The sequence below is a fragment of the Streptomyces sp. NPDC051738 genome, from assembly GCF_044453205.1.
GTDB lineage: Bacteria > Actinomycetota > Actinomycetes > Streptomycetales > Streptomycetaceae > Streptomyces.
On the sequence record NZ_JBITCM010000005.1, the window covers coordinates 367996 to 383239 of the forward strand.

General features: G+C 70.0%; 16 protein-coding genes. 11 read left to right on the plus strand and 5 right to left on the minus strand.

The annotated features are described in order from the left end of the window. Positions 1-89: 89 nt before the first annotated feature. The gene (locus tag ACIA8X_RS14840; RefSeq protein WP_399458400.1) at positions 90-2666 is read left to right on the plus strand and encodes a cellulosome protein; all 2577 of its coding nucleotides are present in this window, start codon (positions 90-92) and stop codon (positions 2664-2666) included. A 7-nt stretch (positions 2667-2673) separates the two neighbouring features. Here the strand turns inward: ACIA8X_RS14840 and ACIA8X_RS14845 are convergent, their stop codons facing one another. After that, positions 2674-3444, minus strand: a complete 771-nt coding sequence (locus ACIA8X_RS14845; RefSeq protein ID WP_399458401.1) for a VOC family protein — start codon at positions 3442-3444, stop codon at positions 2674-2676. Between the two features lie 203 nt (positions 3445-3647). Between ACIA8X_RS14845 and ACIA8X_RS14850 the strand changes: the two genes are divergently transcribed. Further along, positions 3648-4562: a GNAT family N-acetyltransferase gene (locus ACIA8X_RS14850; RefSeq protein WP_399458402.1), complete on the plus strand. Its 915-nt coding sequence runs from the start codon at positions 3648-3650 to the stop codon at positions 4560-4562. 235 nt (positions 4563-4797) lie between these two features. Here ACIA8X_RS14850 and ACIA8X_RS14855 read toward each other — a convergent pair whose 3' ends face one another. Then, a complete protein-coding gene (locus tag ACIA8X_RS14855; RefSeq protein WP_393445808.1) occupies positions 4798-5190 on the minus strand; it encodes a VOC family protein in 393 nt (130 codons plus the stop codon). Between the two features lie 82 nt (positions 5191-5272). Between ACIA8X_RS14855 and ACIA8X_RS14860 the strand changes: the two genes are divergently transcribed. Further along, positions 5273-5824 carry a GNAT family N-acetyltransferase gene (locus ACIA8X_RS14860; protein WP_393445806.1) on the plus strand — a complete coding sequence of 184 codons (552 nt, stop codon included), beginning with the start codon at positions 5273-5275 and terminating at the stop codon, positions 5822-5824. Positions 5825-5842: 18 nt separating this feature from the next. Here the strand turns inward: ACIA8X_RS14860 and ACIA8X_RS14865 are convergent, their stop codons facing one another. Beyond that, positions 5843-6526: a glycerophosphodiester phosphodiesterase gene (locus ACIA8X_RS14865; RefSeq protein ID WP_393445804.1), complete on the minus strand. Its 684-nt coding sequence runs from the start codon at positions 6524-6526 to the stop codon at positions 5843-5845. A gap of 388 nt (positions 6527-6914) precedes the next feature. Between ACIA8X_RS14865 and ACIA8X_RS14870 the strand changes: the two genes are divergently transcribed. From ACIA8X_RS14870 to ACIA8X_RS14890, 5 genes are all read left to right on the plus strand, one after another. Next, positions 6915-8312 carry a DUF6421 family protein gene (locus ACIA8X_RS14870; RefSeq protein ID WP_393445802.1) on the plus strand — a complete coding sequence of 466 codons (1398 nt, stop codon included), beginning with the start codon at positions 6915-6917 and terminating at the stop codon, positions 8310-8312. 41 nt (positions 8313-8353) lie between these two features. After that, positions 8354-9103: an SDR family NAD(P)-dependent oxidoreductase gene (locus ACIA8X_RS14875; protein ID WP_393446409.1), complete on the plus strand. Its 750-nt coding sequence runs from the start codon at positions 8354-8356 to the stop codon at positions 9101-9103. Beyond that, positions 9100-10170, plus strand: coding sequence for a threonine aldolase family protein (locus ACIA8X_RS14880; RefSeq protein WP_393445800.1), 1071 nt, complete (start codon positions 9100-9102; stop codon positions 10168-10170). The genes ACIA8X_RS14875 and ACIA8X_RS14880 overlap by 4 nt, the downstream gene beginning before the upstream one ends. Positions 10171-10245: 75 nt before the next feature. After that, entirely contained in the window at positions 10246-10839 is a 594-nt protein-coding gene (locus tag ACIA8X_RS14885; RefSeq protein WP_393445798.1) for a transglutaminase family protein, read from the plus strand. A gap of 8 nt (positions 10840-10847) precedes the next feature. Then, the gene (locus ACIA8X_RS14890) at positions 10848-11534 is read left to right on the plus strand and encodes a B3/4 domain-containing protein (protein ID WP_393445796.1); all 687 of its coding nucleotides are present in this window, start codon (positions 10848-10850) and stop codon (positions 11532-11534) included. A 100-nt stretch (positions 11535-11634) separates the two neighbouring features. On the opposite strand, the gene ACIA8X_RS14895 is transcribed toward ACIA8X_RS14890, so the two are convergent. Beyond that, the gene (locus ACIA8X_RS14895; RefSeq protein WP_393445794.1) at positions 11635-12363 is read right to left on the minus strand and encodes a lysophospholipid acyltransferase family protein; all 729 of its coding nucleotides are present in this window, start codon (positions 12361-12363) and stop codon (positions 11635-11637) included. 197 nt (positions 12364-12560) lie between these two features. After that, on the minus strand, positions 12561-12977 hold the full coding sequence (locus ACIA8X_RS14900; RefSeq protein WP_393445792.1) for a DUF4395 domain-containing protein: 417 nt from the start codon (positions 12975-12977) through the stop codon (positions 12561-12563). Between the two features lie 77 nt (positions 12978-13054). Here ACIA8X_RS14900 and ACIA8X_RS14905 point away from each other — a divergent pair, with 77 nt between their 5' ends. The 3 genes from ACIA8X_RS14905 to ACIA8X_RS14915 all read left to right on the plus strand — a co-directional run bounded on the left by ACIA8X_RS14905 (position 13055) and on the right by ACIA8X_RS14915 (position 15218). Further along, positions 13055-13468, plus strand: a complete 414-nt coding sequence (locus ACIA8X_RS14905) for a thioredoxin family protein (protein ID WP_393445790.1) — start codon at positions 13055-13057, stop codon at positions 13466-13468. Between the two features lie 209 nt (positions 13469-13677). Further along, complete coding sequence (locus ACIA8X_RS14910) at positions 13678-14187, plus strand: flavin reductase family protein (protein WP_393445788.1); 510 nt, start codon at positions 13678-13680, stop codon at positions 14185-14187. 242 nt (positions 14188-14429) lie between these two features. Next, positions 14430-15218 (plus strand): electron transfer flavoprotein subunit beta/FixA family protein, encoded by a 789-nt coding sequence (locus tag ACIA8X_RS14915; protein ID WP_393445786.1) that lies wholly within the window; start codon positions 14430-14432, stop codon positions 15216-15218. Positions 15219-15244 lie beyond the last annotated feature (26 nt).

Consider the following 15244-nt stretch of genomic DNA (forward strand, 5'->3'; position numbering starts at 1 on the left):
GACGCGGCATACGCGATCTTCCTAAGTTCGACCGGGTCGGTTCGGATCACCGACGTACGTACGGCATGTCGAACCATGGGAGGGACGCCGTGGCAGCCGAAGCCCCTGGCCCGCAGACGCTCACCGTCGACCTGGGCACCGAGACGGGCCCCTTCCACGGTGGCGCGAGCGGCACGCTCTACGGCCTGTACGGTGACGGCGTACCCAGCCGTGCTGTCGTCGAGGGCATGTACGTCCGCACGGTCGCGACCAAGGCCCAGGACGGCATCCAGCACCCCGGCGCCGACGCCCTGGAGATCCTGCCGTCCTTCGTCGCGGCGGGCGGCAAGGACGTCTACGTCTACCTGCCCGACTTCTACCGCGGCTTCCCCTACGAGTGGCCCGGCGCCACGGGCGAGGAGCGGTTCGCCGGATTCAAGGAGGTCGTCCGCCGCCAGGTCGAACACGCCCTCACGCTGGGCGAGTTGGCCCAGCACATCGTGTACGTCCCGTTCAACGAACCCGAGGGCAACATGTTCGGCGAGGGGGAGTGGAGCCACGACCGCGTCTCCTGGCACACCGACCCGGGCCCCTACTTCGCGGCCTGGCAGGAGACCTACCACCTCATCAAGGGCCTCCACCCCGAGGCGCGCATCGCCGGACCCAACACCTGCATTCTCTATCCCGAGGTCCGCGGCTTCTTGGAGTTCGCCAAGGAGCACGGCGTCCTCCCCGACGTGATCACCTGGCACGAGCTGTCCTCGCCCGCCGAGGTGCGCACGAACGTCGCCAAGTACCGTGCGTGGGAACGGGAGTTGGGCATCGGCCCGCTGCCCGTGAACCTCAATGAGTACGCCCACAACTATCACCTGTCCGTGCCGGGCCAGATGGTGCAGTGGATCTCCGCCATCGAGGAGTCCAAGGTCGACGCCGACATGGCGTACTGGAACATCGCCGGCAATCTCAACGACTCGGTGGTCGAGGCCAACAAGGGCAACGGTCAGTGGTGGCTGTTCAACGCCTACGGCCGGATGACGGGCAACACGGTGGAGGTCACCGCTCCGCAGCCGAACGCGCAGTACACCCTGCAAGGCGTCGCCACCCTGGATGCCGCGAAACGGCAGTCCCGGCTGCTGTTCGGCGGATCGGGTGGTGTCGCGGACATCGTCTTCGCGAACGTCGACCCGGAGGTCTTCGGCGCGACGGTGCATGTGCGGCTCGACGAGATCCGCTGGACGGGGCAAGTCGGCGCCAGTGAACCGCCGTTGCGGCTGCGCGACGACGAACTGCCCGTCGTGGACGGCACGGTGACCCTGCCCGTCACCGGCCTGGACGAGATGTCCGCGTACCAGGTGATCCTGTCGCCCGGCGGCCACGGCGCCGACTGCCTGCCGCCCGCGGTGCGTTGGCGGCGGACGTACGAGGCCGAGGACGCGACGTACACCGGCACCGGCTACTCCAGGAACGGTCCCGAAGGCTCCCCGTCCGCCGTCGACAGGTTCGCCACCTCCGGCGGCCACCACGTGGGCGGCCTGCGCACCGGCTCCGACGGCGTGCTCGCCTTCGACGTGGAGGTCCCGCAGGACGGGACGTACGAGATCAGCGTGTACGCCAACTCCCACAACGAGGCCGACCTGGTGCGCGACCAGGGTCCCACCAACGTCTTCCTGCGCATCGACGGCGAGCGACCGCGCGAACTGCTGCTGCCGCTCGGCTACAAGTGGGCGGTGTGGGGCCACACCGACACCGAGGCCGAACTCACCGCGGGCACGCACCGGATCACCCTGGCCGCGCAGGACCCGGACCTCGGCGCCACCAAGGGCGACGCGGTCGTCGACAAGCTGGACCTCACCCTGCGCGACACCGAGGGCCCCACGCTCTACGACGCCGAGTACGCGGACCTGCGCGACGGCGCCCGCGTCAGCCACGCCCACCGCGGCGCTTCGGGCCCCGGCGTCGCCGTACTGCCCCGGGGCGGCACCGCGACCTTCTGGGTGCACGCGGCCGACGACGGCGAGGCTACGGTCACCGTGGACCGGCTCGGGCCCGGCGAGGGCGTGGTGACGGTCAACGGCGAGGCGGCCGGACGCGTCGAGGACGGCCCACTGCCGCTCTTCCTGGCCGGCGGCATCAACAAGATCACGGTCACCGGCGTCTCGGACCTGCTGATCGTGGACCGGCTGCGGGTCGGCCCGTCCCGTGGGCTGCTGCCCGGCACGGCGTACGCCGCCGAGGACGGCACCCTCACCGGCACCGCGAAGGTGACCGGGTTCGCGTACGCCACGGGCGGCAAGGCCGTCGACGGCATAGGCGCAGGCCCCGGGAACGCCCTCACCCTGACGGTCACGGCCGAGCACGCCGGACGCCACGCCCTGACGATCCGCTACTCCAACGGCGAGCAGGCCCCGGCCACCCACTACAACCCGGACCCGATCTGCCGCCACGCCGACATCACGGTCAACGGGGGCGAGTCGCACCGGGTCCTGTTCCCCACCACCTTCCACTTCAACGCCTTCCGGACCCTCACCGTCCCCGTCACCCTCGACCGGGGCGAAAACACCCTCACCTTCACCGCCGACGAACTCCCCAACTTCGACGGGGAGTCCAGGAACGCGCACGGTCAACGCTCCGCGTACGCGCCGGTGATCGACCGCGTGACGGTGACGCCGCTGACCGCACGACGGTAGGCCGGTCTCAGCGCTCGTAGGCCGCGTCGTACACGCCGAACATCGCCCCCTGCTGGTCCCTCAGCACGGCGATGCGCGGTCCGTCGGGGACGGAGGTGGGCTCCATGAGGACCGTGCCGCCGGCCTGCGTCGCCTCCGCCGCCGTGGTGTCCACGTCGGCCGCGGCGAAGTACGGCAGCCAGTGCGCCGGGACCTCGTGCGGGAACTTGTCGTCCATCGTCACCATGCCACCGAAGTCGGCGCCGTCCAGGCCCCACTGGGTGTAGCGCTCCGAGGCGTTGACGCTCCAGCCGAACACCGTCGTGTAGAAGGCCTTCGCCTCCTCGGGCGCACGGGTCAGCAGCTCCACCCAGCCCAGCGAACCAGGTGCGTTGAACACACCGGCGCCCGCGAAGCCGCGCTCCTGCCACAGCTGGAAGGCGGCGCCCTGCGGGTCGGTGACGGAGGCGAAGCGGCCCATGCCGGGGACGTCCCCGGCTTCGTACACCACGGAGCCGCCCGCCGAGCGCACCTTCGCCACCGTGGCGTCGAGGTCCGCCACGGCGAACGTCACGTACCAGACCACGGGCTGCGACGGCGACTCCTCGCCCAGCGGGACGAGCGCGGCGACCGGGGCGTCCGCCAGATACGCGATCGTGTAGCCGCCCATCTCCTCGCGGGTGTCCGACTCGGTGCGCCAGCCGAACACAGCGGAGTAGAACCGCCGGCCGGCCTCCAGATCGGGACATCCCACCTCGGCCCAGCAGGGCCCGCCGGGCACCGGCTTGTCGAGCTTCATGGCGTTCCTTTCGCCGGGATCGCTGGATCATCGCGGTCGCGCGGATCGCTGGGAGACCTCCTCCCAGCACGCTAAGCCCGGCTCCCCGGCCCCGGCCATCCAGCGAAACCCACTGGAGCCCGGCGCCGCCGACGCCGTACCCTCGACCGCGTACCGCACCGCATGGCGGCCTCCCGACACCGTTCTCCGACCGGAGGTCCCGCATGCCCGCGCTCGAAGTGCGCCCCTTCCGCCGCGCCGACCGCGACCAGCTCACCGAACTGATCAATCTGCACGTCGCCGCCGTCGTCCCCGGCGTCACCGTCTCCGTGAACACGGTGCTCAGCGCTCTGGAACGGCAGCCGGACGAGTTCATCACCGACCCCTGGGTGAGCGAGCGCGTGACCCTCGTCGCCGAGCAGCGCGACCACGTCGTGGCCGCCGCCCATCTGCTGCGCTACCGGGCGGACGACGAGGTCGGCCCGGCCTACCGCGACATCGGCGAGATCGGCTGGCTCGTCCACCGTCCGCCGGCCTCCTTCTGGCCGGACTCCGGCGAGGCCGCGGACCTGCTGATGAGCGCCTGCCTGGCCCAGCTGGCCCGTTGGAACGTACGCGCCCGATGGGCGAGCGGCGACATCCCCGCCCCGGCCGTCTACGGCCTGCCCCCCAACTGGCCGCACATCCGCGCCCTCTACGAACGCTCGGGCTTCCGGCACGTCGGCGACACCGAGGTGATCCTGATCGCGCGGGTGACCGACCTGCCGCCCGCCAAGCCGTGGCCCGGCGTCACCGTCGACCGCACGCTGGGGGAGTGCGGCACCCGTTTCACGGCATACGACGCCGACGGCCGCGCCCTCGGCTTCATCGAGGTCGACACGGCCCTGTCCCGCCCCGAACGCCACACCCGTGGCACCGGCCTCGCCGACATCGGCAACCTGCACATCGACCCGTCGGCGCACGGCCAGGACCTGGAGCACCGGCTGCTGGGGCAGGCCGCGGACTGGCTGCGCCTGTGCGGCGTGGACCGCCTCCTCGCCTACGAGACGGCCGCCGACGGCACGATGACCGACCGCCTGACCTCGACCGGCTTCCGCGAGCTGACCCGCACCGACCGGGGCTGGGAGCACCGGCCCTAGGGCCGGTCCGGCGGATCATGCCGGCGTCGCGGGGCCTGGCACGCGCTCCCCCAGAGGGGGGACCCCCAGCCGCGTTGTCGTCGGTTGCCGACGCTCCGCGTCGGCGCCCTCCTCCGCCTTGCAGCTGCACGCTCCCCACGCTCGAACAACCTCGCGCGGGGGCACCTCCATGGCCCCGCTCGGGTCCGCCGCCAGGAACTGTCTCTCGGGGCCGGCCTGATCCGCCGGACAGGCCCTAGATTCCGGGCCGATAGCGCAGCGGGTGGTCCGCGGGCACCTCCACCAGCACGATCCGCGTCCCGTCCGGGTCGGCGATCCACATCTCGACCAGGCCCCAGGGCTCCTTCACGGGCGGCCGCGCGATCTCGACGGCCTTGGCGCGCAGCTCGTCGTGTGCCGCCGTCACGTCCTCGACCTGCATCCACAACTGCACGGCCGGGGACGGCGGCGTCTCCGATCGCCCCGAGACCTCCAGGAAGCCCCCGCCGAGGAAGTAGACGGTCCCGCGCTCCGGCCCCGTGCCGAACTCACGGTAGACGGCCAGGCCCAGTTGCTCGCCGTAGAAGAGCCGGGAGCGCTCGGGGTCGGTGGGGTGGAGGAGGGTCCGTCCGCTCAGTACATGCACCATGCAGCCGGAGCCTAATCGCGCGTTACGCTCAGCGGTGCCCGAGCCGCGCCCGAGCCCCGCCCGAGAAGTGGAGAAGCGCCCCATGGAAACCGCCGCGACCCCCGCCGCCTCCGGACTCGTCTTCCGCGACGCCGTCGACGCCGACGTCGACACCCTGGTCGCGCTGATCGAGTCCGCCTACCGCGGGGACTCCAGCCGGACCGGGTGGACGACCGAGGCGGACATCCTCGAAGGGCAGCGGACGGACCCGGAGGGCGTGCTGGAGGTCATCAAGTCGCCCGACAGCCGGCTCCTGACGGTCGAGCTGGACGGGCAGGTCGTCGCCTGCTGCCAGGTCGAACACCGCGGCGAGCACGCCTACTTCGGGATGTTCGCCGTCAGCCCCGCACTCCAGGGCGCCGGCCACGGCAAGGTGATCATCGCGGAGGCGGAGCGGCTGGCCCGCGAGACCTGGGGCGTGCGCGAGATGCACATGACCGTGATCTCCGTACGGAACGACCTCATCGCCTGGTACGAGCGGCGCGGCTACCGCCGTACGGGCCGGATGACCCCGTTCCCGTACGGCGACGAGCGCTTCGGCATCCCGCAGCGCGACGACCTGCAGTTCGAGCTGCTGGTCAAGGAACTGGCGTGACGTTCATGCCGTCGGCGGTCACGCCGTGAAGCGGCCGGTGCGCTTGATCTCCGGGTAGTCGGTGGTCGCGCCGTCCAGTTCCAGGGCCCGTACGAGACGCAGGTGGTCCTGGGTGTTGACCACCCAGCCGATGATCCTGAGGTCCGCCTTGCGGGCCCGCTCCACGACTTCCAGGCTGAGCCGGCGGATGTTCAGGCAGACGGTCGCCGCACCGGCCTCGACGGCGCGGTCGACGATGTCGGTGCCGTAGCGGCTGGCGATCAGCGCGGTCCGGACCCCGGGCACCAGGCGGGCGATCTCGGCGACCGCGTCGTCGTGGAACGAGGACACCTCGACCCGCGAGACCAGGTCCCGGCTGGTCATGATCTCGGCGAGCGCCCGGGCCGCCGCGACGTCCTTGATCTCGGCCTGGAGCGGTGACCTCACGGCGTCCAGGACCTCTTCGAAGACCGGCACGCGCTCGCCGCGGCCCGCGTCCAGGGCGCGCAGCTCGGCGAGGGTCTTGTCGGCGATCGGGCCGGTGCCGTCGGTCGTGCGGTCCACGTCGGTGTCGTGCATGACGACGAGGGCGCCGTCCTTGCTCAGGTGGAGATCGAGTTCGATGACGTCGAGGCCGGCCTGCTGGGCGGCGACGAAGGAACGGAGGGTGTTCTCGGGTTCGACACCCATGACTCCGCGGTGACCGATGGTAAGGAAGTTCAAGATTCAACTCGCTTCCGTCGACGGCGGCTCGGCAGCGCACGAACCGGAGCGGACTGTTCGCGCGGCAGTGCCGCAGCCTAGTGGCCCGGGCGCGTGATGAACCCCACGTGTACACGGGGTTTGCGGCAGTGGACATGTCGCACCTGGATCACGTGCCTCCGGATGGTCACCCTGGCGTGGGCGAGTCCCGCGGCGATTGACCCGCCGGCGCGGGTCGGCCCCGCGTATGCCCATGAGGTGCCGAAGTATTCGCCGCCGCGATGTCCGACAGGAAAAAGTTCTGTGACCTTGAAGGTCGGCAGGATAATTTCCCGAGTATCCTCTTGCTGGGAGAAACGTCGTACGCATACGGTGTCCATACGCGAGGTTCTCCCGTGGAGGATGGGACATGACGGAAATTCTTGTGCAGGCGGCTACGGAGGAGCGGATTCCTCCCGCGATCAGGGTGGTCGAGCACCCGGCGTGGCCGGTGCTCAAGGACGCCGTGGAACGGATCCGGCCCTGGCAGTCCAAGGACGGATCGATCGACTTCGAGGCCGAGGGCGCCCCCGCCCGCGCGGACGCCGAGGCCGCCGTACGGCGTGTCGTGGGCGCTGTCGAGGAGCTCTCCCCGCTGCTGCCGCATGACGCCGCGTACCACGAGGCCCTGGTCAAGGACCTGACCCGCTGGGCGGGGGGCGGCTTCCAGGTGCCCGACTTCCTCGACTCGCTGCTGGCCTTCCAGCCGGCCGCGGGCCGCGCGGACGGCCTTCAGCACCTGGTCGTCTTCGCGATGTACACGCAGAACGGCAACCCAGACCGCAACCTCGAAGCGGTCGTCCTGCGCATGGTCTGGCCGCAGTGGCTGGCCGAGCTGGAGCGCACCCGCTACGACAACCCGCTGTTCTGCGGCATCACGTTCGAGGACTTCACGGCCGGCTACGACACCAACTCCGCCGTGCTCTTCCCGGAGACCATCGCCGTGCGCGAGGCCCCGGAGCGCTTCACCTGGGGTGGCATCTTCTGTGACCGCGAGGCCGCCCGCTTCCGCCGGGTGAGCGACGCCGCGGTCGACATCCTCGGCCTCGACCTGCCCGAGGACATCGCCGCGATGGTCCACGACCAGAAGCGCTGCGAGGAGGCCTTCGTGCTGTGGGACATGGTCCATGACCGCACCCACAGCCACGGCGACCTGCCGTTCGACCCGTTCATGATCAAGCAGCGCCAGCCGTTCTGGATGTACGGCCTCGAAGAGCTGCGCTGCGACCTCACCGCCTTCAAGGAGGCCGTGAAGCTCCAGGCGGACGGCGTCCCGCAGGCCCGTGACGTGCAGTACGCGGTGCTGTTCGACCGGATGTTCCGCTTCCCGGTCACCGGCGAGCGGGTGCGCAACTACGACGGTCTCGGCGGCCAGCTCCTCTTCGCCTACCTGCACAAGCACGACGTGATCCGCTGGACCGACAACAAGCTGCACATCGACTGGGACCGCGCCCCGCAGGTCACCAACCAGCTGTGCGCCGAGATCGAGAAGCTGTACCGCGACGGCATCGACCGCCCGAAGCTCGTCCACTGGTTCGCCGCCTACGAGCTCGTCTCCACCTACCTCTCCCCGCACCCGGGCTCCCGCTGGGCCAAGGGCCCGGACGCCCTGGACCTGACCCAGCCGCCGCGCAAACTCGTCGATGACGTGCTTCCGGACGAGTTTCCGCTGAGCATGTTCTATGAGGCCCTGTCCAAGAAGCTCAAGAACGTGATCGCCTCCACCAAGGGCATCACGGCGGACAGCGCCGAGCGGATCGCCGCGTGAGCGACCGCGGTACCCAGAACACTGCTCAGGAGGCGAAGAACATGGCGGGGAACGGAGCTCTCAGCGGTGCGGTGATCGCGGTGGCCGGCGCGGGCGGACCCGCGGGCCGGGCGGCGCTTCTGCGGCTGGCCGAGGCGGGGGCGACCGTCGCCGCCGCGGACAACGATCCCGAGCGGCTCGCGGAGGCCGTGGACGCGGCCCGCTACGCGTCGGGCGGCGCGACCGTCACCGGCGAACCCGTCGACCTGCTCGACCTGCAGTCCACCCAGGAGTGGGCCGACCACATCGAGAAGGACTTCGGCCGGGTCGACGGCCTGGTCCACCTCGTCGGCGGCTGGCGCGGCAGCGAGACCTTCATCAAGACCAGCCTCGACGACTGGGACTTCCTGGAACTGCTGCTCATCCGCACCGTGCAGCACACCTCGCTCGCCTTCTTCGAGGGCCTCCAGCGCAGCGAGCGCGGACGGTACGTCCTGATCAGCGCCGCCGGTGCCTCGAATCCGACCGCGGGCAACGCCTCGTACGCCGCCGCCAAGGCCGCCGCCGAGGCCTGGACGCTCGCGCTGGCCGACGCCTTCCGCAAGGCCGGGGGCGCCGAGGGGCCGACGTCCGCGGCTGCCATCCTGGTGGTGAAGGCGCTGGTGCACGACGCGATGCGCGCCGAGCGACCCAACGCGAAGTTCGCGGGCTTCACGGACGTCAAGGACCTGGCCGACGCCGTCGTCGGCGTCTGGGACAAGCCCGCCGCCGAAGTGAACGGAAACCGCCTGTGGCTGACCGAGAAGCCGTGAACCCTCCGAAGACCGACGCCCGTCGCCACCACGACCCGGACGTCCGCGGTTTCGCCAGCGACAACTACGCCGGTGCCCACCCGGAGGTGCTCGCCGCCCTGGCCCTGGCCAACGGCGGGCACCAGGTCGCGTACGGCGAGGACGACTACACGGAGAACCTCCAGCGGATCGTCCGCAGCCACTTCGGCGCCACGGCGGAGGCTTTCCCGGTGTTCAACGGCACCGGCGCCAACGTCGTCGCGCTGCAGGCGGTCACCGACCGCTGGGGCGCGGTGATCTGCGCCGAGAGCGCGCACATCCACGTGGACGAGTGCGGGGCGCCGGAGCGGGTCGGCGGGCTGAAGCTGCTCACCGTGCCCACGCCCGACGGCAAGCTCACGCCCGAGCTGATCGACAAGCAGGCGTACGGCTGGGACGACGAGCACCGGGCGATGCCGCAGGTCGTCTCGATCACCCAGAGCACCGAACTCGGCACCCTCTACACGCCGGACGAGATCCGCGCGATCTGCGACCACGCCCACGCGCACGGCATGAAGGTGCACCTGGACGGGTCCCGGATAGCCAACGCGGCCGCCTCGCTGAACGTGCCCATGCGGACGTTCACCGACGCGGTCGGCGTCGATCTCCTCTCCCTCGGCGGCACCAAGAACGGCGCCCTGTTCGGCGAGGCGGTCGTCGTCCTCAACCAGGACGCCGTCCGCCATATGAAGCACCTGCGCAAGCTGTCCATGCAGCTTGCCTCCAAGATGCGCTTCGTATCGGTGCAGTTGGAGGCACTGCTCGCCAAGGACCTGTGGCTGCGCAACGCCCGGCACGCCAACGAGATGGCCCAGCGGCTGGCGGAGGGCGTGCGTGCCGTCCACGGCGTGGAGATCCTCTACCCGGTGCAGGCCAACGGCGTCTTCGCCAAGCTCCCGCACGAGGTGAGCGAGCGCCTGCAGAAGAGGTTCCGCTTCTACTTCTGGGACGAGCCGGCGGGTGTCGTGCGCTGGATGTGCGCGTTCGACACGACCGAGGAGGACGTGGACGCGTTCGTGGCGGCGGTGAAGCAGGAGATGGCCGGCTAGGAGTGTATGCATAGGTATGCGGTCACCTGAAAAGTCATTGACTGTCGGGTGATCGCTTTCCTATGCTCTGAGGCCATGGAACTGATCCAGAACACCCCTGACCTTTCTGCATACTTGGCTGCGGACGAGGCCATCGATCACCACCATCCGATCGTCCGGGAAACGGCGGAACGCCTCGCCGCTGACGCGGAAGACTCGTATGCCTATGCGCGGCTGGCCTTCGAGTTCGTGCGTGACACCATCCCGCACTCGCAGGACTCCTCAGACATGCGTGTCACCTGGCGTGCCTCCGACGTCCTGGAGCAGGGGAGCGGTATCTGCTACGCCAAGGCCCACGCGCTGACCGCCCTGCTGCGGGCCGAGGACATCCCGACGGCGCTGTGCTACCAACGCCTCGCGCACGACGACGGCGACGGACACGCCGTGCACGGCCTGATCGCCGTCCGGTTCAACGGTGCCTGGCATCGGCAGGATCCACGGGGCAACAAGCCGGGCGTGGACGCCCAATTCTCGCTCGACGGCGAGCGGTTGGCCTGGGTGCCCGAGTCCCGGTCCAGCGAGCTGGACTACCCGGTCCTGTACGCTGAACCCCATCCGGTCGTGCTGCGCGTTCTCAAAGCCGCCCCCGACCGGCCGTATCTCTGGAAGACGCTCCCCACCGCGCTCTGAGGCAGGCGATGACTCTCTCCCTGACCGTCTCCGACGAAGTGCGCACCCTCGCACCCGGCTTCACACACCTGGCGATCGAGGCACACGGCCTGGTCAACGGCCCGACCACCGAGGCCAGTTCAGCGCTCCTCGACGACGCGGCCCGCCGTCTCGCCGTACGCCTGGAAGGACGCGCTCCGCACGAGGACCCGCACATGGCGGCCTGGCGGGAGGTCTACACGGCGTTCGGCTCGAAGCCGTCCCGCACTCGCAACTCCGCGGAGGCGCTGGCCAAGAGGGCGCTGTCGGACGCGGGGATGCCCCGGATCAACCTGCTCGTCGACGTCTACAACGCCATCAGCGTCGCCCACCTGATCCCTGTCGGCGGCGAGGACATCGACCGCATCGAGGGCGGTATGCGCCTGGTGCGGGCCACCGGGGACGAGGACTTCGTCACCGTCGCGGGAGGCGAGGAGGTCGTCGAACACCCTGATCCCGGCGAGGTGGTGTGGTGCGACGGCGTGGGCGTGACCTGCCGCCGCTGGAACTGGCGCCAGGGACCGCGCACGCGACTCACCGAGGAGACCACGTCGGCCATCTTCCTGCTGGAGAGCCTGGCCCCGATGCCCGTCATCGAGGTCGAGGGGGCGGCAGCCGAACTTGCCGAACTACTGGAGAAGTTCAGTCCAGGGGCGAAGATCACGGTGCGCTCGTAGCGGACGGCACTGCAACCCCCAGGGGCGCGGGGAACTGCGCGACCAGCCACGACGGCGCCGCAGACGACCCACAACGTACCCGGCACTACCAGCGGAGCGCCTAGCGGGCGTCGGCCTCCCGCACCTGCTCCGGCGTCGGCGCCGTGCCCCCGAGGTGGGCCGGCATCCACCAGGTGTCGTTGGCGTCCTTCGGGCGCACGGGGTACGCCCGCTGAGCGGCCTCCAGGAGTTCCTGGACGCGCTCGCGCAGCTGGCGGGTGATCGCGCCCGCGTACTTGTCCTTGGACGCCTCGATCGCCTCGCCGACCCGGATCGTGATCGGGATGTGGCTGCGCTTGAAGTTGCGCGGCTGGCCCTTGGTCCACAGCCGCTGCGTGCCCCACACGGCCATCGGGATCAGCGGCACGCCCGCCTCCTGGGCCAGCCGCGCGGCGCCCGACTTGAAGCCCTTCAGCGTGAAGGACTGCGAGATCGTGGCCTCCGGGAAGACGCCGATGACCTCACCGGACTTGAGCGAGTCGAGCGCGTGGGCGTACGCCGCCTCGCCCTGCTTGCGGTCCACGGGGATGTGCTTCATGCCGCGCATCAGCGGGCCCGAGATCTTGTGCCGGAAGACCGACTCCTTCGCCATGAAGCGAACAAGACGTTTCTGCGGGAGCGCCGCCAGTCCGTTGAAGACGAAGTCCAGGTAGCTGATGTGGTTGCTCACCAGCACAGCGCCGCCCGAGCGCGGAATGTTCTCCGACCCCTTGCAGTCGATCTTGAGGTCCCACGCCTTGAACAACGTCTGGGCGAAACCGACGACGGGACGGTAGACAAGCTCTGCCATGGACGGGGTGGACCCTTCCTTCTCTGCCTGGGAAGGGGGCTCCCAGTGGAAAAGTTACGCAGCCGTAGGTTTACGGCATGTCGCAGATCGTGCCCCAAGAACGGCCGACGGCCAAGCCTAAGTGCCGGGGAACGGCGAGATCCTCGTCACGTCGCCCCGTGATCCACCTCGGATTTTGTACCGCCCTTTACTCTGCTTCACTCGGCCCGCACCGTCACCCGCCGCACCAGCAGGTACATCTCGCACCCCAGGCAGTAGCCGAAGACGGCGTTCAGGAAAGCGGCCGCGAGCGCCGCGCCGGTCGCGGCGAGCCCCAGCCAGACCGGGCCGAGCGTGAAGCCGACCAGTCCCAGGCCCGCGAAGACCAGCCCCACCGCCTGGGCGAACCGCGGCGGTTCCGGCGACTCGAACTCCGTCGGCGGCCCGATCCGGGGACGCACGGCCGTGCGGAACAGCCACCCGTACGGCGAACGGGACACCCCGCCCGCCGCGCCCAGCGCGAAGGCCAGCGTCTGCCAGGCCAGCAGCCAGGCGCTTCCGGTGACCAGGACGACCGCGAGCACCACGGTCGTCAGGGCGGCACCGAAGCGCGGCCCCCTTACGTCGATGTCCATGAATCAAGCATTCCGCAGTGGAAAGGCTTTCCGGGAGTCGGGAATCTTTGCAGTCTCGTGAACGCTTGAGCAGGGTGATGAGCGGACTTGTGGTGTGTGCGGTGGTGCTCGTGGCGGCGAGTGTCTACGGAGTGCTGCAGCGGCGGCGGAGCGGGAGAGTGCGGGTGCGCGGGCGCGACGACGGAAAGCGGCTCGGGGCGGCCGAGTTGGGGCAGGCGCTGGGCGAGCGCGCCACCCTCGTGCAGTTCTCCAGCGCCTTCTGCGCCCCCTGCCGGGCCACCCGGCGTGTCCTCGGCGAGGTCGCCGGCCTGGTCCCGGGCGTGACCCACGTCGAGATCGACGCCGAGGACCAGCTGGACCTCGTACGTCGGCTCGACATCCTCAAGACGCCGACCGTGCTGGTACTCGACGCGGGCGGCAACGTCGTACGGCGGGCCACCGGCCAGCCGCGCAAGGCGGACGTGATCGCCGCGCTGGGCGAAGCGGTCTGAGGGGCCGTGATGCCGAGGGTGAGTCATCTCCCACATGCCGGAACCTACTTGACTGTGCGCACCACCTATCGTCAGCCTGACCGTATGCCAGAGGAACTCCTTCTCTTCGGGCGGGCCCATGTCGACCTGGCCCGCACCGCGAGCGCGCGCTGTCCGGGCTGTTGAGCAGTCACCGGTCCGCACGCCTCCCCTTGCAGAAGGACAACTCCATGACGGCCACGTCCGGCCTCGGCGCCACCCGGCTCGCCTCTCCCGACCTGCTCCGCTCCGTCTTCCGACGCCATGCCGCCGGAGTGGCCGTGATCACCGCCCGCGGTGAGTCGGGCCCGGTCGGCTTCACCGCCACGTCCCTCACGTCGGTCTCCGCCGAGCCCCCGATGCTCTCCTTCGGCATCGGCACCGGCGCCTCCAGCTGGCCGGCGATATCCGGCACGGACCACGTCGGCGTCCACATACTCGGCGAGCACCAACAGGAGTTGGCCGCCACCTTCGCCCGCAGTGGAGCGGACCGCTTCGGCCCGTCCACGGCCTGGCGCGAGGGTCCTGAAGGTGTTCCCGTGCTCGACGACGTCCTCGCCTGGATGGTGTGCCGGGTCGTGGGGCGGGTGCCCGCGGGCGATCACCGCATCGTGCTGGCCGAGGTCGTCCTCGGTGACCCCACGGGTGCCGGACGTCCGCTCGTGTACCACCAGGGCCGGTTCAACGGCCTGCGTGACTGACGTCACCGGGCCGATGTGACCGATCAGCCCCTCCGCCGTTCTGCGGAGCCGTCCGACTCCGATTACGCTGCGTTGCAAAGGTCACAGTTCAAAGCGCTTGCTTAGCGGGCACGAACTGGGTGTACTGACGAGTAATATTTCGCTCGGAGCGCGGGTCGCCCCGATCGGGATCGGCCGCTTGGGGCGCCTATGCTGCCTGCAAGTAGGCAGCAGAGAAATGTCGACGCAGTAGGAGAGCCGGCGTGAGCTTGAGGATCGTTGTCACTGTGAAGTACGTGCCCGACGCCACTGGCGACCGGCACTTCGCCGATGACCTGACCGTCGACCGGGACGACGTGGACGGTCTGCTCTCCGAGCTCGACGAGTACGCGGTCGAGCAGGCGCTGCAGATCTCCGAGAACTCCGACGACGACGTGGAGATCACCGTCCTGACGGTGGGCCCGGAGGACGCCAAGGACGCGCTGCGCAAGGCGCTGTCGATGGGCGCCGACAAGGCGATCCACGTCGAGGACGACGACCTGCACGGCACCGACGCCATCGGCACCTCCCTGGTGCTGGCCAAGGCGATCGAGAAGGCCGGCTACGACCTGGTGATCTCCGGCATGGCCTCCACCGACGGCACCGGCGGTATCGTCCCGGCGCTGGTCGCCGAGCGCCTCGGCGTTCCGCAGGTCACCCTGCTGTCCGAGGTCTCCGTCGAGGACGGCACGGTCAAGGGCCGCCGGGACGGCGACGCCGCCTCCGAGCAGCTCGAGGCTTCCCTGCCGGCCGTCGTGTCGGTCACCGACCAGTCGGGCGAGGCGCGCTACCCGTCCTTCAAGGGCATCATGGCCGCCAAGAAGAAGCCGGTGGAGTCCTGGGACCTCTCCGACCTGGAGATCGAGGCCGAGGAGGTCGGTCTCGAGGGTGCGTACACCGTCGTGGACGCCGCGGCCGAGCGCCCGGCCCGCACCGCCGGCACGATCGTCAAGGACGAGGGCGAGGGCGGCAAGCAGCTCGCCGAGTTCCTCGCGAGCCAGAAGTTCGTCTAAGGGTCCGCTGGCCCGCTTGAGGCTCA